20 protein-coding genes and 1 tRNA gene are annotated in these 20,870 nt (G+C 72.3%); 18 read left to right on the forward strand and 3 right to left on the reverse strand.

Annotated features, from left to right (window positions below; genetic code table 11):
* Positions 1–45 precede the first annotated feature (45 nt).
* Positions 46–972, forward strand: a complete 927-nt coding sequence (locus tag CUT83_RS10735; RefSeq protein WP_101255629.1) for a phosphotransferase enzyme family protein — start codon at positions 46–48, stop codon at positions 970–972.
* A 34-nt stretch (positions 973–1,006) separates the two neighbouring features.
* Here the strand turns inward: CUT83_RS10735 and CUT83_RS10740 are convergent, their stop codons facing one another.
* Positions 1,007–1,372 (reverse strand): hypothetical protein, encoded by a 366-nt coding sequence (locus CUT83_RS10740; RefSeq protein ID WP_101255630.1) that lies wholly within the window; start codon positions 1,370–1,372, stop codon positions 1,007–1,009.
* A 38-nt stretch (positions 1,373–1,410) separates the two neighbouring features.
* Positions 1,411–2,814, reverse strand: a complete 1,404-nt coding sequence (locus tag CUT83_RS10745) for an NsdA family TPR-like regulatory protein (protein WP_500691331.1) — start codon at positions 2,812–2,814, stop codon at positions 1,411–1,413.
* A 236-nt stretch (positions 2,815–3,050) separates the two neighbouring features.
* Here CUT83_RS10745 and CUT83_RS10750 point away from each other — a divergent pair, with 236 nt between their 5' ends.
* From CUT83_RS10750 to CUT83_RS10760, 3 genes are all read left to right on the forward strand, one after another.
* Positions 3,051–3,590 carry a bifunctional DNA primase/polymerase gene (locus tag CUT83_RS10750; protein WP_240958286.1) on the forward strand — a complete coding sequence of 180 codons (540 nt, stop codon included), beginning with the start codon at positions 3,051–3,053 and terminating at the stop codon, positions 3,588–3,590.
* Complete coding sequence (locus tag CUT83_RS10755; RefSeq protein WP_101255633.1) at positions 3,580–3,906, forward strand: hypothetical protein; 327 nt, start codon at positions 3,580–3,582, stop codon at positions 3,904–3,906. The genes CUT83_RS10750 and CUT83_RS10755 overlap by 11 nt, the downstream gene beginning before the upstream one ends.
* Positions 3,907–4,486: 580 nt before the next feature.
* Positions 4,487–4,783 carry a hypothetical protein gene (locus CUT83_RS10760; protein WP_420882475.1) on the forward strand — a complete coding sequence of 99 codons (297 nt, stop codon included), beginning with the start codon at positions 4,487–4,489 and terminating at the stop codon, positions 4,781–4,783.
* A gap of 102 nt (positions 4,784–4,885) precedes the next feature.
* Here CUT83_RS10760 and CUT83_RS10765 read toward each other — a convergent pair.
* Positions 4,886–4,957: transfer RNA gene (locus CUT83_RS10765), tRNA-Arg, on the reverse strand.
* 155 nt (positions 4,958–5,112) lie between these two features.
* Here CUT83_RS10765 and CUT83_RS10770 point away from each other — a divergent pair.
* From CUT83_RS10770 to CUT83_RS10835, 14 genes are all read left to right on the forward strand, one after another.
* The gene (locus tag CUT83_RS10770; protein WP_101255635.1) at positions 5,113–5,535 is read left to right on the forward strand and encodes a response regulator; all 423 of its coding nucleotides are present in this window, start codon (positions 5,113–5,115) and stop codon (positions 5,533–5,535) included.
* Between the two features lie 127 nt (positions 5,536–5,662).
* The gene (locus CUT83_RS10775) at positions 5,663–6,493 is read left to right on the forward strand and encodes a DALR anticodon-binding domain-containing protein (RefSeq protein WP_101255636.1); all 831 of its coding nucleotides are present in this window, start codon (positions 5,663–5,665) and stop codon (positions 6,491–6,493) included.
* Positions 6,494–6,512: 19 nt separating this feature from the next.
* Positions 6,513–7,904 (forward strand): diaminopimelate decarboxylase, encoded by a 1,392-nt coding sequence (gene lysA, locus CUT83_RS10780; RefSeq protein WP_101255637.1) that lies wholly within the window; start codon positions 6,513–6,515, stop codon positions 7,902–7,904.
* 172 nt (positions 7,905–8,076) lie between these two features.
* Entirely contained in the window at positions 8,077–9,375 is a 1,299-nt protein-coding gene (locus CUT83_RS10785; protein ID WP_101255694.1) for a homoserine dehydrogenase, read from the forward strand.
* 50 nt (positions 9,376–9,425) lie between these two features.
* Positions 9,426–10,505, forward strand: a complete 1,080-nt coding sequence (gene thrC / locus CUT83_RS10790; RefSeq protein WP_101255638.1) for a threonine synthase — start codon at positions 9,426–9,428, stop codon at positions 10,503–10,505.
* A gap of 346 nt (positions 10,506–10,851) precedes the next feature.
* Positions 10,852–11,778, forward strand: coding sequence for a homoserine kinase (thrB, locus tag CUT83_RS10795; RefSeq protein WP_101255639.1), 927 nt, complete (start codon positions 10,852–10,854; stop codon positions 11,776–11,778).
* 393 nt (positions 11,779–12,171) lie between these two features.
* Positions 12,172–14,127 (forward strand): transcription termination factor Rho, encoded by a 1,956-nt coding sequence (gene rho / locus CUT83_RS10800; RefSeq protein WP_101255640.1) that lies wholly within the window; start codon positions 12,172–12,174, stop codon positions 14,125–14,127.
* Between the two features lie 331 nt (positions 14,128–14,458).
* Positions 14,459–15,592 carry an LCP family protein gene (locus CUT83_RS10805; protein ID WP_101255641.1) on the forward strand — a complete coding sequence of 378 codons (1,134 nt, stop codon included), beginning with the start codon at positions 14,459–14,461 and terminating at the stop codon, positions 15,590–15,592.
* Between the two features lie 153 nt (positions 15,593–15,745).
* The gene (rpmE, locus tag CUT83_RS10810; protein WP_093847685.1) at positions 15,746–15,973 is read left to right on the forward strand and encodes a 50S ribosomal protein L31; all 228 of its coding nucleotides are present in this window, start codon (positions 15,746–15,748) and stop codon (positions 15,971–15,973) included.
* A 95-nt stretch (positions 15,974–16,068) separates the two neighbouring features.
* Positions 16,069–17,154 (forward strand): peptide chain release factor 1, encoded by a 1,086-nt coding sequence (gene prfA / locus CUT83_RS10815; protein WP_101255642.1) that lies wholly within the window; start codon positions 16,069–16,071, stop codon positions 17,152–17,154.
* Positions 17,155–17,206: 52 nt separating this feature from the next.
* Positions 17,207–18,052 (forward strand): peptide chain release factor N(5)-glutamine methyltransferase, encoded by an 846-nt coding sequence (prmC, locus tag CUT83_RS10820; RefSeq protein ID WP_101255643.1) that lies wholly within the window; start codon positions 17,207–17,209, stop codon positions 18,050–18,052.
* The gene (locus CUT83_RS10825; protein ID WP_101255644.1) at positions 18,053–18,700 is read left to right on the forward strand and encodes an L-threonylcarbamoyladenylate synthase; all 648 of its coding nucleotides are present in this window, start codon (positions 18,053–18,055) and stop codon (positions 18,698–18,700) included. It abuts the gene before it with no gap.
* Positions 18,697–19,341: an arsenate reductase/protein-tyrosine-phosphatase family protein gene (locus CUT83_RS10830; RefSeq protein WP_101255645.1), complete on the forward strand. Its 645-nt coding sequence runs from the start codon at positions 18,697–18,699 to the stop codon at positions 19,339–19,341. Before CUT83_RS10825 ends, CUT83_RS10830 begins: the two co-directional genes overlap by 4 nt.
* Positions 19,342–19,439: 98 nt before the next feature.
* Complete coding sequence (locus CUT83_RS10835) at positions 19,440–20,792, forward strand: MraY family glycosyltransferase (RefSeq protein WP_101255646.1); 1,353 nt, start codon at positions 19,440–19,442, stop codon at positions 20,790–20,792.
* Positions 20,793–20,870 lie beyond the last annotated feature (78 nt).

The raw sequence follows: 20,870 nt of genomic DNA on the forward strand, positions 1-20,870 counted from the left end.
CGGACCGCCTGTCACGTGTGCGAGGCGGCCGGTAGCGTCGTTCGCATGATCCGAGGTGATGACGAGTCTCAGGGCGGCGCGGAGGAGTTCACGGCCGAGACCGCGGGAGCCGTCCTCCTCGAAGCATGCCGTACGGCCGGGCTGGACGCGTCCGGTGCGGAGCTGCTGCGGCTCGGCTCCAACGCGGTGTACCGCCTGGCGGCCTCCCCGGTCATCGTCCGCATCGCGCGCGACCGGGACAGCCTGGAGGAGATGGAGCGGGCCGTGCGGGTGGCGCGCTGGCTGGAGGAGCAGGACTTCCCGGCCGCCCGCGTCGTCCCCGGCGTGGAGCAACCTGCGGTGATCGGCGGGCGTGTCGTCACGTACTGGGTGAACGCGCAGGACCGCACCGAGTACGCGCGCCTGGACGAGTTGGCCGACCTGCTCCGCCGGCTGCACTGGCTGGAGGAACCGGAGACGCTGGGGCTGCCGTACTTCGATCCGGCCGCCAAGGTGCGGGACTCCTTCCGTGGCCTCGACGGCGTCGCGGAAGACGACCGGGCCTTCCTGGAGGAGCGGGCCGGACGACTGCTCAAGGAGTACGACCGACTGGACTTCGTCCTCCCCTTCGGCATGATCCACGGCGACGCGAACGTCGGGAACGCGCTCCGCGACCGCGACGGCCGGGCCATCCTCATCGACCTCGACGGCCTCGCGCTCGCTCCCCGGGAGTGGGACCTCGTCCTGACCGCGCTCTACTACGACCGCTTCGGCTGGCACACCCGAGCCGAGTACGAGTCGTTCGTCCACCATTACGGCTTCGACCTCATGAACTGGCCCGGCTATCCCGTCCTCGCCGACCTGCGCGAGCTGATGATGACGCTCTGGCTCGGCCACCGGGTGACCACAGATCCCAGGTCGGCCGAGGAGTTCCCCCGCCGCGTCCGCGCCCTGCGCACGGATGGCAGCCGGAAGGACTGGCAGCCGTTCTGAGCCGCGCTCAGACCTCCGACGCTGCCGGATCGGATCACCGCTGGATCCGATCGCCTTCTTCGGTGAGGGTCAGGGTGAGCGCCCCCATGAACTCGAAGTCCGCGGTGTACTCCCAATTCGGCTCGTCTGCGAGGAGGCCGGGGAGGCTTACGCGTGGCAGCGGAGGGCCGGGTTGGAAGCCGGCGGTTCCGTCGGGAGCTGTCCAGGGGATGACGCGCGAGACGTTGATCCACCCCTTGTCCACAAGAGACAGGAGGGTGGGGACGAGTTCGGAAGCCGGGCCGCTGGCCAGAGGCTCGGGCAGATCTCCCCACACTCCGGGCAGGATGTCGATCTCGGAAGCGTTGATCATGAAGGCGCGTTCGGCAGAGGACAGATCCTCCGTAGCGGGGTAAACCATGCGTGGATCATCCCAGTCCATCGTGCTCGGGCCAGGGGCTACGTGGTGGGAAGCCTGTCGGCTGCCTCCCACAGCCGGTGATCCGCTGCCTGCTCGTAGAAGTCACGGACGACGGCCGTGGAGCCGATACGTGCCAGACGCTGCCGGAACTCGGCGAGGTAGCTGACGCAGCGGGCGGACTTGAGCTGTTCGCCGAGATCGAGGGCGTCCAGTGCCACCCGGCACGCCTCCTCCGGGTCGCCGGCCCGTAGGTGGGCGTCGGCGAGCACCATGGTCGCGAAGAAGTCGCTGCGGACGTGCGTGCCGCTCATGGCGTTCTCGGCGTGGGCGACGGCTCGGCGCGCGTGGTCGACGTCGCGGAAGCAGTGGGCGGCCTCCGCCGCGAGTTCGGCCTCGTCGAAGTAGGTGATCCACTCCGGTTCGTCGCCGCTGTTGCGGCTCTCCAGGGCCCGGGTCGCCTCGGTGAGGGCCTGCTCGCACGCTCGCGTGTCGCCGGTACGGGCCAGGGCGCGGGCCTCCATGGCGTGGAACTGGGCCAGCAGCGTCGGCGTGGCCACCCCGGAGATGCCCATACGGGCCGCGCGGGCGAGCGTGGCGGCCTGGGCGTAGTGGCCGAGGAACGTCGCCTGGTGACTCATCGCGGACAGGATGCTTCCGGCGAGTCGCCGGTCGTCGCCGTCCTGCGCGAGTCGGAGGGCCTGGAGGAAGTACCGCTGGGCGAGGCCGTGATGACAGGCGTCGTAGGACATCCACGCGGCCAGAAGCGTGGCCTCCGCGACGGTGGAGAACAGCGCGCGTCCGACGGATGCCTTGTACTGGCCGGTGAGCAGTGGCGCCACGTCTCGGCTGAGGTACTGGATCAGGGTATGCCGGGCGTGGTCTCCGCCGAAGCGGTCGTCCAACTGCGCGAACATCTCGCTCGTCGTCTTGATGGCGGCCACATCGGCGAGCCCTACACGGACGCCGCTCCGCTCCTCGACCGCCGGCGGTGAAGGCTTCGGGGCCACAAGCCAGCGGAGGGACGCCTCGCTCCACGCGGGCTCGGACGGCGCGGCATGGAGCAGCGGCTCGTACTCGTTGAGATCGGCACGCCACAACTGGGCGAGTGAGTCGATCGCGCTCTCGGGAGCCGGTGGATACCTGGTCTCCAGAAGCCGGGCGTCGTGGCCGGTGAGGTGGTTCAGCCCGAGCTCGGCACCGGTCTTGCCGAGGGCTTCGCACAGCAGCGGCCCGTAGAACTCGTCCGGAACGCTGTGGTCGTTCTCCCAACTGGCGATCCTACGCTTCACGCTGGAGTCGGCCGGGAGTGTCTGGCCCTGGCGGGCGGCGGCCTGGCGCATCTCACGTACAAGCCTCAACTGACCCCACCCGCGGTCCCTGCGGGCACCGCGTAGAAGACCCCCTATCGACTGGGCCGTTGCCACCGCCACCACTCCCTGCACGAACAGCCGTCGCGGCCTCCACTCACCATGACTCTACGCATCCGACAAGTCACACGGAACCGAAAAGCGGGGGTGCCTGCCGACTGGGGGATGACGAGGGGTGACGTGGTCGCCCCATGCGCGTCACCCCTCGTCGCCTCTCGTCATCTCCCCAGCTCAAGGCCCCGGAACCGAGTCTGATCACACGGCGGCCGAGGGGTCGCCGCATCGGTCAACCGAGGTGGTATCAGGTGCAGATGATGACGCGGCGGGGCGTTCAGTGGCTGTCCGCCGCCGCTGACGATCCGGGGGCATGCCGTGCGGCGTGGCTGGACGATCCCCGCCGACCGTACGCGCTGCCGGCCGGTCGCCTCTTCGACGTGGTGGTACTCGACCAGCGGATCGGCCTGGAGACCTTCGACCAGCTCGACCGGCGCGGGATGCCGCTCGGGCCGGTCTCGGCCGACTGGGCGGCGAAGCGGGTGGGCTTCTTCCTGCCGCCGAACTCCCGGAGCCGCTTCACGCGGATGGTGACGGGGGAGTCCCCGAGCCCTCCCGACTACCGCTACCTGGACGACGGCTCGGTCATCGTCGTTCCCGGCCCCATGCCGCTCAGCGGCGACCGCTACACCTGGCTGCGCGCTCCCATGCGACCGCCGGGCATCAGCCCGGCCCGGCTGGCGGCACTGGCAGCCATGTTCATCGCGGCCTCGGAACTGCTCGCACGGGCGGACCGGTACGGCGAGGAGCACACGCACGCGGACGGCGCGGGTCAGGAGACGGCTCGTGCACGGTGACGGCGAGGAACCGAACGACGAGGCGAGCTGGTCGCCGATCGACAGCCGTGAGTGGTACGCGGCCCGGGACGCGGTCGCGGCGCTGCGCGACGTGTTGATCGCGGCAGGGCTGTACAAGGACTTCCCCTATCTGCGAGCGGACCTCAACGCATTCGGACAAGGACTGATCGAACTGGGCCGTGTCTCCCCGCAGACGGCGGAACGACTGGCCGAACTGCTGCGGCTCGCCATGGAGTGCCCGCACGGCGCTGGAGGACATGGCGCCGCGTCGGCCGGCGACCCGCGCGGCCGACACAACGACGGAACCCAGACGTAAGTGGTGGATGACATGACAGAGCCGCTGGGCGTTCGCGGTGAGATCGCGAACAAGGAAGGCCGGGAGCTGTGATGCAGGGCGGCAACCGTGTGTATATCCGGTGCGAGTTGTCGGCGACTCCGCTCGATCAGGCGTCGCGGATCGTGCTCGGAAGTCACTGGGCCTCCACTCCGCGTCTGGCGGTCCGATGGATGCGCGGGCAGGCAGAACGAGTGGCCAGGGCGCTCGATCCCGAACCCGACGCTTCCTGGCTGCCCTCGGGATGTGCGCACGTAATCGGTCCAGGAGGTCTCGACCCTGGCGGGGGCATGCGGGAATGGGCCCGAAGTTCGTACGCGGGGGAAGACGCGCTGGCGGCTCTGAAGGAGGGACGGCCCTACACTTTCGCTGTCTGTGACGAGACAGCCTGTTATGAGCTGACTGCTGGACTGCCACTGGTTCTGCCCACGACTTTCCGGGTGTACCGGCGCGTCCGCACGGTTGCGTTGGCTGTCCTCGGCCTGCGGCAGGGCGCGAGCCTGCCCGAGAGCGCGGCTGTGAGGGGAACATGGCGTTGAGGCGGAAAGGATCACGGCGCATCGTGGTCGACGGCACGGCCTATCGCTGGCGCCTGCGCGGGAGACCCACGTACGGCCAGGGCATGTGCTGGTCTCCCTGCGCCTACGCAGTCGAGGACGCCGGCCGGCCGGGCACCGTGCTCGTCGTCACGACCGGCCGGCCGCACACCGGCAACTGGGTCGGCGTACCCGCCGACCCCGTGCTGCCCGGGGAGGTCGCGTATGCCGTCCGCACCGCCCTCGCGCGCGGCTGGAAGCCGGAGCGCCCCGGCTCTCCATTCCATCTGGACCGGTCGGACGGCTTCGTCCCGTGGGGCTGAGGGGCGGGTGACGTCCTGGGATCGCAGGTCCAAGTGCACATACGAAGACCCCGCACCCAGCGTCGTGGCTGGTGGCGAGGTCTGTCGGTACCTTCTGCGAGGTACCCCCGGCAGGATTCGAACCTGCGCACACGGCTCCGGAGGCCGTTGCTCTATCCCCTGAGCTACGGGGGCCTGTCGGCGGCGATCGGTTGATCGCTGCGACAGGTAGAACACTACCAGCTTCCCGGGGGTGGATCGGACAGGGTTTGCCGGCGCCGGGCGGGCGGAAAAGGGCGAAAGCCGGACGCAGGCGGAGGTGCGGGCCTACTCTCTGGGGTGTGCCTGGCATGTCCGGCCGGATCCTTGTGGTGGACGACAGCAGGGTCATCCGGCAGCTGATCAGGGTCAACCTCGAACTCGAAGGCTTCGAGGTCGTGACCGCGGCCGACGGTGCCGAGTGTCTGGAGATCGTGGAGCGGGTGCGGCCCGACGTGATCACGCTCGATGTGGTCATGCCCCGGCTCGACGGCCTGCGGACCGCCGAGCGGCTGCGCGCCGGCGAGCGGACGCGCGGCATCCCCCTGGCGATCGTCAGCGCCTGCATGCGGTCGGAGCTGGCCGGCGAGCGGGCGCGGGCGGCGGCGGTGGACGCGTTCGTGGCCAAGCCGTTCGAGCCGGTGGAGCTGGTGCGGACGGTGCGGCGGCTGGCCGCCGGCGGGTGCGGCGGCGGCGCGTGCGGGACGGAGCCCGCCGTGGGGCAGCCGGGGTGATACGGCAGCCCTGGTGAGCGGGACGAGCCCCGCGGTACGGGGCGGTGGGCACGGGCCGGTGTGAGGTGCGTGTCACCCCTTGAAACACGTTCGCGCCTCCCCACCCTCCCTCCCATACCCTTGACGCGTGACTCCCGCCCAGCTCTCGCGCACCGTGCTGCGCACCGTGCGCCGTGTGGCCGGCGACGGCGCGCTGGGCGAGCTGTCCCCGGGCGCGCTGGAGGCGCTGGACGGGCTGCCGGAGCGGATCACCGTGGGGCGTCCACCGCGGCCGGGCTGCGGGGACTACGCCACCAACGCCGCGCTGCGGCTGGCCGCCGTCACCGGACGGCCCGCCCGGAGCGTGGCCGAGGTTCTGCGGGAGAGGCTGGCGCGCGAGGCCGGCATCGCCGAGGTGGCGGTCGCCGGGCCCGGGTTCCTCAACATCACCGTGGCGGGCGGGGCCCGGGCGGAGCTGGTGGAGGCCCTGGCGGCGCGGGAGGGGGAGTACGCGCTCGCGGAGCGCACCGACCCCGCGCGCGATGTCCGCGGGTGGGCCGCCGCCACCGGCGTGGAGCCCGGCCCGAAGCTGCTGGAGCAGCGCGAGTCCAACCCCCTCTTCCTCGTCCAGTACGCCCACGCCCGCGCCCGCGCGCTGCTGCGCGGCGCACGCGCCCTGGGCTTCGCGCCCGAGGCCGGGGCGGGCGGGTACGCCTACGACGCGCCGCGCGAGGCGGAGCTGCTGGGGGCGCTGGCCGAGTACGAGCGGGTCGCCGCGCTGGGGGACACCGGCCGGCTCGCCCGCCGTCTGGAGACGGTCGCCGACGGCCTCCTCGGCATACACGCGTCCGTGCTGCCGGCCGGGGAGCACAAACCCCTGGCCGCCCACCGCGCCCGGCTGGCCCTCGCCCAGGCCGCCGGGACGGTGCTGGCCGGCGGCCTGTCCCGGCTGGGCGTCACCGCACCCGTACATCTGTGATGGAGAGCACGAAGCGACCATGAGCCGTTCCGCACACCCCGCCGGGCCCCGCCACGCCGACGTCCTGCCCGAGGGGCACTACACCCCGCCGCCCGCCGACCTCAATGCCCTCGACCCGCGCGTGTGGTCCCGTACCGTCGCCCGCGACGAGCGGGGGGTGACCACCGTCGGCGGGCTGGACGTCGTCGCGCTGGCCGAGGAGTTCGGCACCCCCGCCTACGTCCTGGACGAGGACGACTTCCGGGCCCGCTGCCGCGCCTGGCGCGAGGCCTTCGGCGACGAGGCCGACGTGTTCTACGCGGGGAAGGCCTTCCTGTGCCGCGCGGTGGTGCGCTGGCTGACCGAGGAGGGCCTCAACCTCGACGTCTGCTCCGGCGGCGAGCTGGCCACCGCGCTGGCCGGCGGGATGCCCGCCGAGCGCATCGCGCTGCACGGCAACAACAAGTCCACCGCCGAGATCGAGCGGGCCGTGGAGGCCGGGGTCGGCCGGATCGTGCTGGACTCCTTCCAGGAGATCGCCCGCGTCGCGCACATCGCCGAGCGGCTCGGCAGGCGCCAGCGGGTGCAGATCCGGGTGACGGTGGGCGTGGAGGCGCACACCCACGAGTTCATCGCCACCGCCCACGAGGACCAGAAGTTCGGGCTCGCGCTCGCCGACGGGCAGGCCGCCGAGGCGGTGCGGCGGGTGCTGAAGCTGGACAGCCTGGAGCTGGTGGGCATCCACTCCCACATCGGCTCGCAGATCTTCGACATGGCCGGTTTCGAGGTCGCCGCGCGCCGTGTGGTGCAGCTGCTGACCGAGGTCCGCGACGAGCACGGCGTGGAGCTGCCCGAGATCGACCTCGGCGGCGGTCTGGGCATCGCCTACACCCCCGAGGACGACCCGCGCGAGCCCCACGAGATCGCCAAGTCGCTGCACGAGATCGTCGCCCACGAGTGCCGGGCCGCCGGGCTGGCCGCGCCGCGGCTGTCGGTCGAGCCGGGCCGGGCCATCGCCGGCCCGACGACCTTCACCCTCTACGAGGTCGGCACCGTCAAGGAGCTTCCGGGGCTGCGCACCTACGTCAGTGTGGACGGCGGCATGTCCGACAACATCCGCACCGCGCTGTACGACGCCGAGTACTCCGTGGCGCTGGCCTCCCGCACCTCCGGGGCCGCGCCGATGCTCTCGCGCGTGGTCGGCAAGCACTGCGAGAGCGGCGACATCGTGGTGCGCGACGCCTTCCTCCCCGCCGACCTGGCCCCCGGCGACCTGCTCGCCGTCCCGGCCACCGGCGCGTACTGCCGGTCCATGGCGAGCAACTACAACCACTCCCTGCGGCCGCCGGTGGTGGCGGTCTCGGGCGGGGAGGCCCGGGTGATCGTGCGGCGCGAGACGGAGGAGGACCTGCTCGGCCTGGATGTCGGCTGAGCCCGGCCCGGACGGCGTCCGGACACCGCCCGGACGCCGTCCGGGCGGCGGCCCCTCACCGGGGCATCTCAAAAACGGAGGATGACGTCTCGCATGCTGGATGGAGCGGGGGATCCCGCCACCCGTGCGTGAGACTTGAGTCCTCAGGACTGTGGAGAAGCGAGGTCTGATGATGCGTACGCGTCCGCTGAAGGTGGCGCTGCTGGGCTGTGGGGTCGTCGGCTCAGAGGTGGCACGCATCATGACGACGCACGCGGAGGATCTCGCCGCCCGGATCGGGGCCCCGGTCGAGCTGGCCGGGGTCGCCGTCCGCCGTCCCGGGAGGGTCCGCGAGGGCATAGCGCCCGAGCTGGTCACCACCGACGCCGCCGCGCTGGCGGCCCGGGACGACATCGACGTGGTGATCGAGGTCATCGGCGGCATCGAGCCGGCCCGCACCCTGATCACCACCGCCTTCGAACACGGCGCCGGTGTGGTCACGGCCAACAAGGCACTGCTGGCCGAGGACGGTCCGGCCCTCCACGAGGCGGCCGAGAAACACGGGGCGGACCTCTACTACGAGGCCGCCGCCGCGGCCGCGATCCCGCTGGTGCGCCCGCTGCGCGAGTCCCTGGCCGGCGACAAGGTCAACCGCGTCCTGGGCATCGTCAACGGCACCACCAACTTCATCCTCGACCGGATGGACTCCACCGGCGCCGGGTACTCCGAGGCGCTGGACGAGGCCACCGCCCTGGGGTATGCCGAGGCCGACCCGACCGCCGACGTCGAGGGCTTCGACGCCGCCGCCAAGGCCGCGATCCTGGCCGGTATCGCCTTCCACACCCGCGTCCGCCTGGACGACGTGCACCGCGAGGGGCTGACCGAGGTCACCGCCGCCGACATCGCCTCCGCGCGGCGCATGGGCTGCACGGTCAAGCTGCTGGCCATCTGCGAGCGCGCCGCCGACGGGCGCTCGGTCACCGCCCGCGTCCACCCGGCGATGATCCCGCTGACCCACCCGCTCGCCTCCGTCCGCGAGGCGTACAACGCGGTCTTCGTCGAGGCGGAGGCCGCCGGTCAGCTGATGTTCTACGGGCCCGGCGCGGGCGGCGCGCCCACCGCCTCGGCGGTGCTGGGCGATCTGGTCGCCGTCTGCCGCAACAAGCTCGCCGGCGCCCGGGGGCCGGGGGAGTCGGCCTACGCCCAGCTCCCGGTGAGCCCGATGGGCGAGGTGGTCACCCGCTACCACATCAGCCTGGACGTCGCCGACAAACCGGGCGTCCTCGCCCAGTGCGCCACCGTCTTCGCCGAGCACGGGGTCTCCATCGACACCGTGCGCCAGCAGGGCATCGACGGCCCCGGCGACGGTGCGTCGCTGGTCGTCGTCACCCACCGCGCCTCGGACGCGGCCCTGTCGGCGACCGTCGAGGCGCTGCGCAGACTGGACACCGTACGCGGCGTCGCGAGCACCATGCGGGTCGAAGGGGAATGAGGAAGATGACCGTCACCACCGCCAGTCCTGGCAGCACCAGCGCTCCTCGAATGTCCGGCACCCACCAGTGGCGGGGCATCATCGAGGAGTACCGCGACCGGCTTCCGGTCACCGAAGACACCCCCGTCGTCACCCTGCGCGAGGGCGGCACTCCGCTCGTGCCCGCACAGGTGCTCTCCGAGCGCACCGGCTGCGAGGTCCATCTCAAGGTCGAGGGCGCCAATCCCACCGGGTCCTTCAAGGACCGCGGGATGACGATGGCCATCAGCCGTGCCAAGGAGGAGGGCGCGAAGGCCGTCATCTGCGCCTCCACCGGCAACACCTCCGCATCGGCCGCCGCCTACGCGGTGCGCGCGGGGATGGTCTGCGCGGTGCTGGTGCCGCAGGGCAAGATCGCGATGGGCAAGATGGGCCAGGCGCTGGTGCACGGCGCCAGCATCCTCCAGGTCGACGGCAACTTCGACGACTGCCTCACCCTGGCGCGCGGACTGTCCGACAACTACCCGGTGTCGCTGGTCAACTCGGTCAACCCGGTGCGGATCGAGGGCCAGAAGACCGCCGCGTTCGAGGTCGTCGACATGCTCGGCGACGCCCCCGACATCCACGTCCTGCCGGTCGGCAACGCGGGCAACATCACCGCCTACTGGAGGGGCTACCGGGAGTACGCCGCGCCCGGCCCCGACGGCGGGGTCCACGCCTCGCGCACACCGCGGATGTGGGGCTTCCAGGCCTCCGGCTCGGCGCCCATCGTGCGGGGCGAGCCCGTCAAGGACCCGCGCACCATCGCCACCGCCATCCGCATCGGCAACCCGGCCTCCTGGGAGTACGCGGAGGCGGCCCGCGACGAGTCCGGCGGGCTCATCGACGAGGTGACCGACCGTCAGATCCTGGCCGCCTACCGGCTGCTGGCCGCGCAGGAGGGCGTCTTCGTCGAGCCGGCCTCGGCCGCCTCGGTCGCCGGCCTGCTCAAGGCGGCCGAGCAGGGGAAGGTCGACCCCGGCCAGCGGATCGTCTGCACCGTCACGGGCAACGGCCTGAAGGACCCGGACTGGGCCGTGCAGGGCGCTCCGCAGCCGACCGTCGTCCCCGTCGACGCGGACGCCGCGGCGGAGCGCCTCGGCCTGGTGTGAGGGCGCCGGGCCTGTGACCCCCCGCGCCGGGTGCGCGCCCGCCGGGGCCGCACCCGGCGCGGGGGCGCATCGACGGCGCGCGACACGCATCGTGCGCCTCCCGTACGCCCTGTACCGCCACCGAACCGTCCTTCGATAGGGTGGGAGTGAAGTCCCGACCTGTCATACGGCATGTGCCAGAGGTCAGTGGACCGGTCCGGCCCCCAGCCGCGGTTTTCGAAGGCGTCGCGCCGCGCGTCCGCGACCCGCGCCGGACCGGCGTCCGCCCGCACATCCGACCGAGCATCCGAGCAGCACAGTCCCCGCAGTCCCACAGGACAGTCACATCAAGGAGAGTCAACGAGCGATGGCCGGTCCCGCGTTCCGCGCCGCCGCCGTCCGGGTGCGCACCCCCGCCACCAGCGCAAACCTCGGCCCCGGCTTCGACGCCCTCGGTCTGGCCCTCGGCCTGTACGACGACGTCGTGGTCCGCGTCGCCGACTCCGGACTGCACATCGACATCGCCGGCGAGGGCGCCGACACCCTGCCCCGCGACGAGAGCCACCTGCTCGTACGCTCCCTGCGCACGGCCTTCGACCTGCTGGGCGGCCAGCCGCGCGGCCTGGAGGTCGTCTGCGCCAACCGCATCCCGCACGGCCGCGGCCTGGGCTCCTCCTCCGCGGCCATCTGCGCGGGCATCATCGCCGCCCGCGCGGTGACCACCGGCGGCGCCGAGAAACTCGACGACACCGCCCTGCTGGAGCTGGCCACGGAGATAGAGGGGCACCCCGACAACGTGGCGGCCTGCCTGCTCGGCGGCTTCACCCTCGCCTGGACCGACGGCGGCGCCGCCCGGGCGATCAGGATGGACCCGGACCCCGCCGTCGTCCCGGTGGTCTTCGTCCCCGACCGGCCGGTGCTCACCGAGACCGCCCGCGGACTGCTGCCCCGTACCGTCCCCCATGTGGACGCCGCCGCCAACGCGGGCCGCGCCGCCCTGCTCGTCGAGGCGCTGACCCGCCGCCCCGAACTCCTGCTGCCCGCCACCGAGGACCGGCTCCATCAGGAGTACCGGGCCCCCGCGATGGAGGAGAGCGTGGAACTGGTGCACCGGCTGCGCGCCGACGGGGTGCCGGCCGTCATCTCCGGCGCCGGGCCCACGGTCCTGGCGCTGGCGCGGGACGCCACGGCCGACAAGGTCGCGCGTCTGGCGGGCGATGGATGGGCGGCCAACCGGCTGTCCCTCGACACGGCGGGAGCCGGTGTGCTGCCGCTGGCCGGCACGGGCCGGTGACACGAATGCGGGCCTTGGAGAGGGGGAATGTTTGTTGGGTCCGGTAGTGTTAACCTCAAGTCTGCACTCGCAGCCTCCTGGGACGACCCGAGGGCGGTGCGGTGCTCTCCGTGATCCCATGGGTACAGTCCCATACGGGGCCACTCCTTCTTCCGGGAGCCTCCAGAACTGCCTGAGCAGCCTGCCGAGCAGTGCCGAGCTCGCTCCGGAACGGCGTGATTGACGCACGTCATCCCCTCACGCCACACCATGTATTGACCATGTCCTGATTCCTCCGCCGTACATCCGGGCGGAACCACCGCCCCGGCCCGGTCGAGACGAAGACCGCCGCCGGACAGCACAACCGGTCGCCGAGCCAGACAGGCCGACGCCCGCTCCAGGGAAGGACCCTTCGTGAGCGATACCACCGATCTGATGGGCGTGGACGCCGCCGAAGCCGCCGCGCCCGCCACGGACGCCCCTGCCGCGCCCGCATCCGGTACCGCCCCCAGGCGTCGCCGCTCCGGCACGGGCCTCGAGGGCATGGTTCTCGCCGAACTGCAGCAAGTAGCCTCCGGCCTCGGTATCAAGGGCACGGCGCGGATGCGCAAGAGCCAGCTGATCGAGACGATCCGGGCCAAGCAGGCCGAGAACGGCTCGGGCTCCGCCGCCGCAGCCGCCGAGGCCCCCGCTGCCCCCGCCGAGAGCAAGCCGCGCCGCCGCGCGACCTCCAAGGCGCGTACGGGCGAGAGCGCCGAGGGCGCCGCCGGCGAGGCCGCTCAGCAGCAGATCGACATCCCCGGCCAGCCCGTCAGCGACGAACCCGCCGGCGAGCGCCGCCGCCGCGGCGGCAAGGGCGGCGAGGGCAGGGGCACCGAGGCCCAGGCCACCGCCGAGACCGCCGAGGACAGGCCCGCCGAGGGCCGGGGCGACGGCGGCAGGCAGGACAAGCAGGAAAAGCAGCAGGACAAGGGCGGCGACCGCCAGGACAAGGGCGGCGACCGCCAGGGCAAGGGCCGCCAGCGCGACCGACGCGGCAAGGACGGCGGTCAGCAGGGCCAGGACGGCGGCAACCGCCAGGGCCGCGGCGACCGTGACAACCGCGGCGACCGCGACAACCGCGACGACGACTTCGAGGGCGGCCGCCGCGGACGCCGGGGCCGCTACCGCGACCGCCGGGGCCGCCGGGGCCGCGACGACTTCGCCGCCGAGCCGCAGATCTCCGAGGACGACGTCCTGATCCCGGTCGCCGGAATCCTGGACATCCTCGACAACTACGCGTTCGTGCGCACCTCCGGCTACCTGCCCGGCCCGAACGACGTGTACGTCTCCCTGGCCCAGGTCCGCAAGAACGGCCTGCGCAAGGGCGACCACGTCACCGGCGCGGTCCGCCAGCCGCGCGAGGGCGAGCGGCGCGAGAAGTTCAACGCGCTGGTGCGCCTGGACTCGGTGAACGGCATGTCGCCCGAGAGCGGCAAGGGCCGGCCCGAGTTCGGCAAGCTCACCCCGCTGTACCCGCAGGAGCGGCTGCGGCTGGAGACCGAGCCGAACCACCTCACCTCGCGGATCATCGACCTGGTCTCGCCCATCGGCAAGGGGCAGCGCGGTCTGATCGTGGCCCCGCCCAAGGCGGGCAAGACCACGGTCCTGCAGTCGATCGCCAACTCCATCACCCGCAACAACCCCGAGTGCCACCTGATGGTCGTGCTCGTGGACGAGCGGCCGGAGGAGGTCACCGACATGCAGCGGTCGGTCAAGGGCGAGGTCATCTCCTCCACCTTCGACCGCCCCGCCGAGGACCACACCACCATCGCCGAGCTGGCCATCGAGCGGGCCAAGCGGCTGGTGGAGCTCGGCCACGACGTGGTGGTGCTGCTGGACAACATCACCCGCCTGGGCCGCGCGTACAACCTGGCCGCTCCCGCGTCGGGCCGCATCCTGTCCGGCGGTGTCGACTCCACCGCGCTCTACCCGCCGAAGAAGTTCTTCGGCGCCGCGCGGAACATCGAGGACGGCGGCTCCCTGACGATCCTGGCCGCCGCGCTGGTCGAGACCGGCTCGCGGATGGACGAGGTCATCTTCGAGGAGTTCAAGGGCACCGGCAACATGGAGCTCAAGCTCGACCGGAAGCTCGCCGACAAGCGGATCTTCCCGGCGGTGGACGTCGACGCGTCCGGCACCCGCAAGGAGGAGATCCTGATGGGCTCCGACGAGCTGGGCATCGTCTGGAAGCTGCGGCGCGTCCTGCACGCGCTGGACCAGCAGCAGGCCATCGAGCTGCTGCTGGACAAGATGAAGCAGACGAAGTCGAACGCCGAGTTCCTGATGCAGATCCAGAAGACGACGCCGGCGCCCGGCAACGGCGACTGACCGGCGTCCCGCACGGACAGCACCACAGCACGGCACAGCACGGCAAGGCACGGCGAGGGCCGCCCCACCGCACACGGTGGGGCGGCCCTCGCCGTGTGCCACGGGCCCGTCACCGCCCGGGCCCGTCACCGCCCGGGCCCGTGCCGCCCGCCGGAGCGGGCGGCACGGAGTGATCAGGCCCGATAGGGGTACGCCGTCGCAAGTGGAGAGGGAGGTCCCTCGCCGACCGCTGTCCGTCCGGCCCGGCCCGGTCCGACGGCTCCGACAGGCGCCGGACGGCCCCGCGGCAGTCCCGCACGGCAGGGGAGAGGCACGGCAGACGAGGAACGACATGGCGGACGAGGACACCACCACCGGTGGCGGGGAGAGCGGCGGGCAGGAACGCCGGAGCCCGCGCCCGCGGCGGCGCAGGGGGCTGTACGCGGCCGCGTGGGCCGCGGTCGGCGTCCTCGTGCTGGCCGGGGCCGGACTCGGGCTCGTCTACTCCAGGATCGACGGCAACATCGCCGGCATCGACATCGACTCCGTCCTGGGGCCGAACCGGCCCGCCGACGTCCCCGACGGCACCCTGGACATCCTCCTGCTCGGTTCCGACACCCGCGCCGGGGACAACTCCCGCTACGGCCGCGACGACGGCACCGCCCGCTCCGACACCGCGATGATCGTCCACGTCAACAAGGAGCACGACCGGGCGTCCGTCGTCTCCATCCCCCGCGACACCCTCGTCGAGCGGCCCGAGTGCGAGAAGACCGACGGCGGCACGGCGCCCGCCGCCCGGCGCACGATGTTCAACCGGGCGTACGAGATCGGCGGCCCGGCCTGCACCGTCAAGACGGTCGAGTCGATGACCGGAATCCGCATGGACCACTACGTGGAACTCGACTTCGACGGCTTCGAGAAGGTGGTCGACGAACTGGGCGGGGTGGAGATGACCGTCACCGAACCGATCGAGGACGAGGACAGCCGGCTGGACCTGGAGCCGGGACGCCACACCCTGGACGGGGAGCAGGCCCTGGCCCTGGTCCGCACCCGCAAGGGCGTGGGCAACGGCAGCGACCTGGGCCGCATAAAGCTCCAGCAGGCCTTCGTCAAGGCCCTCGCCGACCGGGTGGGGGACGTCGGGGTGTTCTCCGACCCCAAGAAGACCTACGACCTCCTCGACGCCGTCACCTCCCATCTCACCACCGACGCGGCCCTGGCGTCGGTCTCCGACCTGGCCGGTCTGGCCGGTGTTGTGAAGGGCGTCGACCCGGACGACATCGAGATGGTCACCCTGCCGGTGCGCTACTCATCCGCCGACCCCAACCGGGTGGTGCCGATCGGGGTGCAGACGGAGCGGGTCTGGGACGCGCTCAAGACGGACCGGCCGATCCCCGACTCCGCCACCAAGGGGTCGGCGGCCCGGGAGGCCACGGAGGCCGAGAACGCCGTGGAGGCCGGGGAGGCCGGGGAGGCCGGGGAATAGCATCCTCTGCCATCTGGTTTTGGGAGGTGCGGCCAGTAGTGGCAGACTGGTGCGTCGGTCCCGGTTCACGCGCAGGCAGCCATCCCCGTCGCCCGACCGTCGGGCGCGAGGAGCCGGTGCGACCCGGAACCCTCCCGATACCTAGGAGAGACCTTGAAGCGCGACATCCACCCGGAGTACGTGGAGACCCAGGTCAGCTGCACCTGCGGAAACTCCTTCACCACCCGTAGCACCGTCACCGAGGGCGCCATCCGTGCCGACGTGTGCTCCGCGTGCCACCCGTTCTACACGGGCAAGCAGAAGATCCTCGACACCGGTGGCCGTGTGGCCCGCTTCGAGGCCCGCTTCGGCAAGAACGCCGGGTCGAGGAACAAGAAGTAGCGACCCCGAACGCCGGTCCTCGGCCGTCCCCCAGGGAGGGCCGGACCGGCGTTTTGCCGTCCCGGCAGCCCTCTCCCCACACGAAGGACTCAACGATGTTCGAGGCGGTCGAGGAACTGATCGGCGAGCACGCCGACCTCGAGAAGCGGCTCGCCGATCCCGCCGTCCACGCGGACCAGGCCAACGCCCGCAGACTGGGCAAGCGCTACGCCGAGCTGACCCCGGTCGTGGGCGCCTACCACGAGTGGAAGCGCACCGGTGACGACATCGCCACCGCCCGCGAGCTGGCCGCCGACGACCCGGAGTTCGCCGCCGAGGTCAAGGAGCTGGAGGCCCGGCGCGAGGAGCTCACCGAACGGCTGCGGCTGCTGCTCGTCCCGCGCGACCCCAGCGACGACAAGGACGTCATCCTGGAGATCAAGGCGGGCGAGGGCGGCGAGGAGTCCGCGCTGTTCGCCGGCGACCTGCTGCGCATGTACCTGCGCTACGCCGAGCGGCAGGGCTGGAAGACCGAGGTCATCGAGGCCAACGAGTCCGACCTCGGCGGCTACAAGGACGTCCAGGTCGCGGTGAAGGCCCGCCAGTCCTCCGGCGGGAATCCCGCCGAGCCCGGCCAGGGCGTGTGGGCCCGGCTGAAGTACGAGGGCGGCGTCCACCGCGTCCAGCGGGTGCCCGCCACCGAGTCCCAGGGCCGCATCCACACCTCCGCCGCAGGCGTCCTCGTCCTGCCCGAGGCCGAGGACGTCGACGTCGAGATCAATCCGAACGACCTGCGCATCGACGTCTACCGCTCCTCCGGCCCCGGCGGCCAGTCCGTGAACACCACCGACTCGGCCGTCCGCATCACCCACGGGCCCACCGGCATCGTCGTCTCCTGCCAGAACGAGAAGAGCCAGCTGCAGAACAAGGAGCAGGCGCTGCGCATCCTGCGCGCCCGCCTGCTGGCGGCGGCCCAGGAGGAGGCGGAGAGGGAGGCCTCCGACGCGCGCCGCAGCCAGGTGCGTACGGTGGACCGGTCGGAGCGGGTGCGCACCTACAACTTCCCGGAGAACCGGATCTCGGACCACCGGGTGGGCTTCAAGGCGTACAACCTGGACCAGGTGCTGGACGGCGACCTGGACGCGGTGGTCCAGGCGTGCGTGGACGCCGACTCCGCGGCCAAGCTGGCCGCGGCTCAGTAACCGTGCGGCGCCCCGGGGCGGGGCACGCGGGGACGGGTGGAGGACGAGGAACGTGAACGTACTGCTCGCCGAGGTGGCCCAGGCCACCCAGCGGCTCGCCGACGCCGGAGTGCCCTCCCCGCGCTTCGACGCGGAGGAGCTGGCGGCGTACGTGCACGGCGTAAAGCGGGGGGAGCTGCACCGCGTCGCCGACGCCGACTTCGACGCCCGCTACTGGGAGGCCGTCGCCCGCCGCGAGGCCCGCGAACCGCTCCAGCACATCACGGGGCGGGCCTTCTTCCGCTACCTGGAACTCCGGGTGGGCCCGGGGGTGTTCGTGCCGCGCCCCGAGACCGAGTCCGTGGTCGGCTGGGCGATAGACGCGGTGCGCGCCATGGACGTCGCCGAGCCTTTGATCGTCGACCTGTGCACCGGCTCCGGAGCCATCGCGCTCGCGCTCGCCCAGGAGGTGCCGCGCTCGCGCGTGCACGCCGTGGAGCTGGACGAGGGGGCGCTGGAGTGGGCCCGCAGGAACACCGAGGGCTCCCGCGTCACCCTGCACCACGGCGACGCGACGACCGCCCTGCCCGAGCTGGACGGCCAGGTCGACCTCGTCATCTCCAACCCGCCCTACATCCCGCTCACCGAATGGGAGTACGTCGCCCCCGAGGCACGTGACCACGACCCGCAGATGGCGTTGTTCTCCGGCGAGGACGGACTGGACGTCATCCGCGGCATCGAACGCACCGCGCACCGCCTGCTGCGCCCCGGCGGCCTGGTCGTCATCGAGCACGCCGACACCCAGGGCGGCCAGGTCCCCTGGATCTTCACCGAGGACCGCGGCTGGGCGGATGCCGCGGACCACCCCGACCTCAACAACCGGCCCCGTTTTGCCACAGCCCGCAGGGAGGTGCCGTAAATGGCACGGCGTTACGACTGCTCCGACGCGACCGACCGCGCGACCGGCCTGCGCGAGGCCGCCTCGGCGGTCCGCCGAGGCGAACTCGTCGTGCTGCCCACGGACACGGTCTACGGCATCGGCGCCGACGCCTTCACCCCGGAGGCCGTCGGCGACCTGCTGGAGGCCAAGGGGCGCGGGCGCGGCATGCCCTCGCCCGTCCTGATCGGCTCCCCGAACACCCTGCACGGCCTGGTCACCGACTTCTCCGAGCAGGCGTGGGAGCTGGTGGACGCCTTCTGGCCCGGCGCGCTCACCCTCGTCGCCCGCCACCAGCCGTCGCTGACCTGGGACCTGGGCGAGACCGGCGGCACGGTCGCCGTCCGCATGCCGCTGCACCCGGTGGCGATCGAGCTGCTGACCGAGACCGGCCCGATGGCGGTGTCGTCGGCCAACCTCACCGGCCACCCCGCCCCGCAGACCTGCGACGCCGCCCAGGAGATGCTGGGCGACTCCGTCGCCGTCTACCTCGACGGCGGCCCCACCCCCGACTCCGTGCCCTCCTCGATCGTCGACGTCACGGCCCCGGTGCCCAGGCTGCTGCGTGCGGGCGCGATCAGCGCGGAGGAGCTGCGCAAGGTCGTACCCGGCCTCGAGGCCGCCAGTTGACCCCGCCCGCCGGGGCGTCCGAGGAGCATGGCATACCGGTCTTCCGCATCCTCCACGTCTCCACCGGAAACGTCTGCCGCTCACCCATCACCGAGCGGCTGACCAGGCATGCCCTGGTGGCCAGACTCGGCGACGAGCGGGCCGGCGGGCTGGTGGTGGAGAGCGCGGGGACATGGGGGCACGAGGGCGCGCCGATGGAGGAGCACGCGGCGGAGGTCCTGCTGGAGTACGGCGCGGACCCGTCCGGCTTCCTCGGCCGCGAACTGCTGGACGAGCACGTCATCAGAGCCGATCTGGTGCTGACCGCCACCCGCGACCACCGGGCGCAGGTGATCTCCATGGGGCACTCGGCGGGGCTGCGGACCTTCACGCTCAAGGAGTTCACCCGTCTGGTGCGGGCCATCGACCCGGCCACCCTGCCCGGCCCGGACGCCGACGGCGGGGTGGTCGGGCGCGCCCGGGCCCTGGTGCGGGCCGCCGCGGCGCTGCGCGGCTGGCTGCTGGCGCCCAGTGCGGAGGCCGACGAGGTCTACGATCCCTACGGCGCCCCCATCACCTACTTCCGCAGTGTCGGCGAGGAGATCAACGCGGCGCTGGATCCGGTGGTCACGGCCCTGACGGGTGTCCCGGCGCGGACGTGAGACCGTGCCGGGCGCGCAACCGTCCGCACCGGGCCGTTGTCTAAGGTGTGGTGTCCCGGGCGTGAGCCCGGGGAGCCCGCGAGAATTCTGGGGAATCCGTGCGTGAATACCTGCTGACGCTGTGCGTCACGGCCGCGGTCACCTACCTCCTCACCGGCCCGGTGAGGAAGTTCGCGATCGTGGCGGGCGCGATGCCCGAGATCCGGGCCCGCGACGTGCACCGCGAACCGACGCCCCGGCTCGGCGGCATCGCCATGTTCGGCGGGCTGTGCGCGGGTCTGCTGGCGGCCTCCCAGCTCACCAACGTAGGCGACGTCTTCCGGCTCTCCGACGAGCCCCGCGCCCTGCTGGCCGGCGCCGGCCTGATCTGGCTGCTGGGGGTCCTGGACGACAAGTGGGGCGTGGACGCGCTGATCAAGCTCGGCGGCCAGATGATCGCCGCGGGCGTGATGGTCTGGCAGGGCCTGACGATCCTGTGGCTGCCGGTGCCGGGCGTGGGCAACGTCGCGCTGACCCCGCTGCAGGGCACGCTGCTGACGGTGGCGGTGGTCGTCGTCACCATCAACGCGGTCAACTTCGTCGACGGTCTGGACGGCCTGGCCTCGGGCATGGTCGGCATCGCGGCCGCGGCGTTCTTCATGTACGCCTACCGGATCTGGTACGGCTACGGCATCGAGGCCGCCGCCCCCGCGACGCTCTTCGCCGCCGTCCTGATGGGCATGTGCCTGGGCTTCCTGCCGCACAACATGCACCCCGCGCGGATCTTCATGGGCGACTCCGGGTCGATGCTCATCGGCCTGGTGCTGGCCGCCGGGGCGGTCTCCATCACCGGCCAGGTCGACCCGGACGTCATCACCGACACCACCGGCTCGGTCAAGACCACGGTCCAGACGATGGTGCCGGTCTACATGCCGGTTCTGCTGCCGCTGACGATCATCGCGGTGCCCATCGCCGACCTGGTGCTGGCGGTGGTGCGGCGCACCTGGCGGGGCCAGTCGCCGTTCGCCGCCGACCGCGGCCATCTGCACCACCGGCTGCTGGAGATCGGCCACTCCCACAGCCGCGCGGTGCTGATCATGTACTTCTGGTCGGCGCTGATCGCCTTCGGCGCGGTGGCCTTCTCGGTGCGCTCCTCCAGCCTGGTCATCGTGCTCGCGATCGTGCTGCTGAGCGCGGTGGGGCTGGTGATCCTGCTGTTGCCGAGGTTCACCCCGAGGGTGCCGGGCTGGGCGCAGCGGCTCGTGCCGCCGCGCTACCGCGCCCGGCGCGGTCCGGCCGAGCGGCCCGGGGAGGAAACGGCGCGGCGGCCCCCGGCGGAGGCGGACGGCGTGGACGAGGGGGCCGCGCGGACCGGCCCGGGGGCCGGGCGGCGTCCCGCGGGGGCGACGGCGCTCGGCGAGTACGATCGTGCGGTGCGCGGCGGCCGTCCCAGGGTGGACAACCGCTCCTAGCAGTCCCGCCGCCGTTCGTCACCGCGGAGTACCGCCGGCTGACCCGCTCGTGTGACAGTCCGCACACGAACTAGGTAA

It is taken from the genome of Streptomyces barkulensis (assembly GCF_002843305.1).
GTDB classification, from domain to species: Bacteria; Actinomycetota; Actinomycetes; order Streptomycetales; family Streptomycetaceae; genus Streptomyces; species Streptomyces barkulensis.

What these genes read in the sequence shown, in the direction of transcription:
- CUT83_RS10805 (WP_101255641.1), top strand. Translation starts at nt 14,459, where the DNA reads ATGGCGGACGAGGACACCACCACCGGTGGCGGGGAGAGCGGCGGGCAG.
- CUT83_RS10740 (WP_101255630.1), bottom strand. Translation starts at nt 1,372, where the DNA reads ATGGTTTACCCCGCTACGGAGGATCTGTCCTCTGCCGAACGCGCCTTC.
- thrC (WP_101255638.1), top strand. Translation starts at nt 9,426, where the DNA reads ATGTCCGGCACCCACCAGTGGCGGGGCATCATCGAGGAGTACCGCGAC.
- thrB (WP_101255639.1), top strand. Translation starts at nt 10,852, where the DNA reads ATGGCCGGTCCCGCGTTCCGCGCCGCCGCCGTCCGGGTGCGCACCCCC.
- lysA (WP_101255637.1), top strand. Translation starts at nt 6,513, where the DNA reads ATGAGCCGTTCCGCACACCCCGCCGGGCCCCGCCACGCCGACGTCCTG.
- CUT83_RS10825 (WP_101255644.1), top strand. Translation starts at nt 18,053, where the DNA reads ATGGCACGGCGTTACGACTGCTCCGACGCGACCGACCGCGCGACCGGC.
- CUT83_RS10785 (WP_101255694.1), top strand. Translation starts at nt 8,077, where the DNA reads ATGCGTACGCGTCCGCTGAAGGTGGCGCTGCTGGGCTGTGGGGTCGTC.
- CUT83_RS10770 (WP_101255635.1), top strand. Translation starts at nt 5,113, where the DNA reads ATGTCCGGCCGGATCCTTGTGGTGGACGACAGCAGGGTCATCCGGCAG.
- CUT83_RS10735 (WP_101255629.1), top strand. Translation starts at nt 46, where the DNA reads ATGATCCGAGGTGATGACGAGTCTCAGGGCGGCGCGGAGGAGTTCACG.
- prfA (WP_101255642.1), top strand. Translation starts at nt 16,069, where the DNA reads ATGTTCGAGGCGGTCGAGGAACTGATCGGCGAGCACGCCGACCTCGAG.
- CUT83_RS10750 (WP_240958286.1), top strand. Translation starts at nt 3,051, where the DNA reads ATGATGACGCGGCGGGGCGTTCAGTGGCTGTCCGCCGCCGCTGACGAT.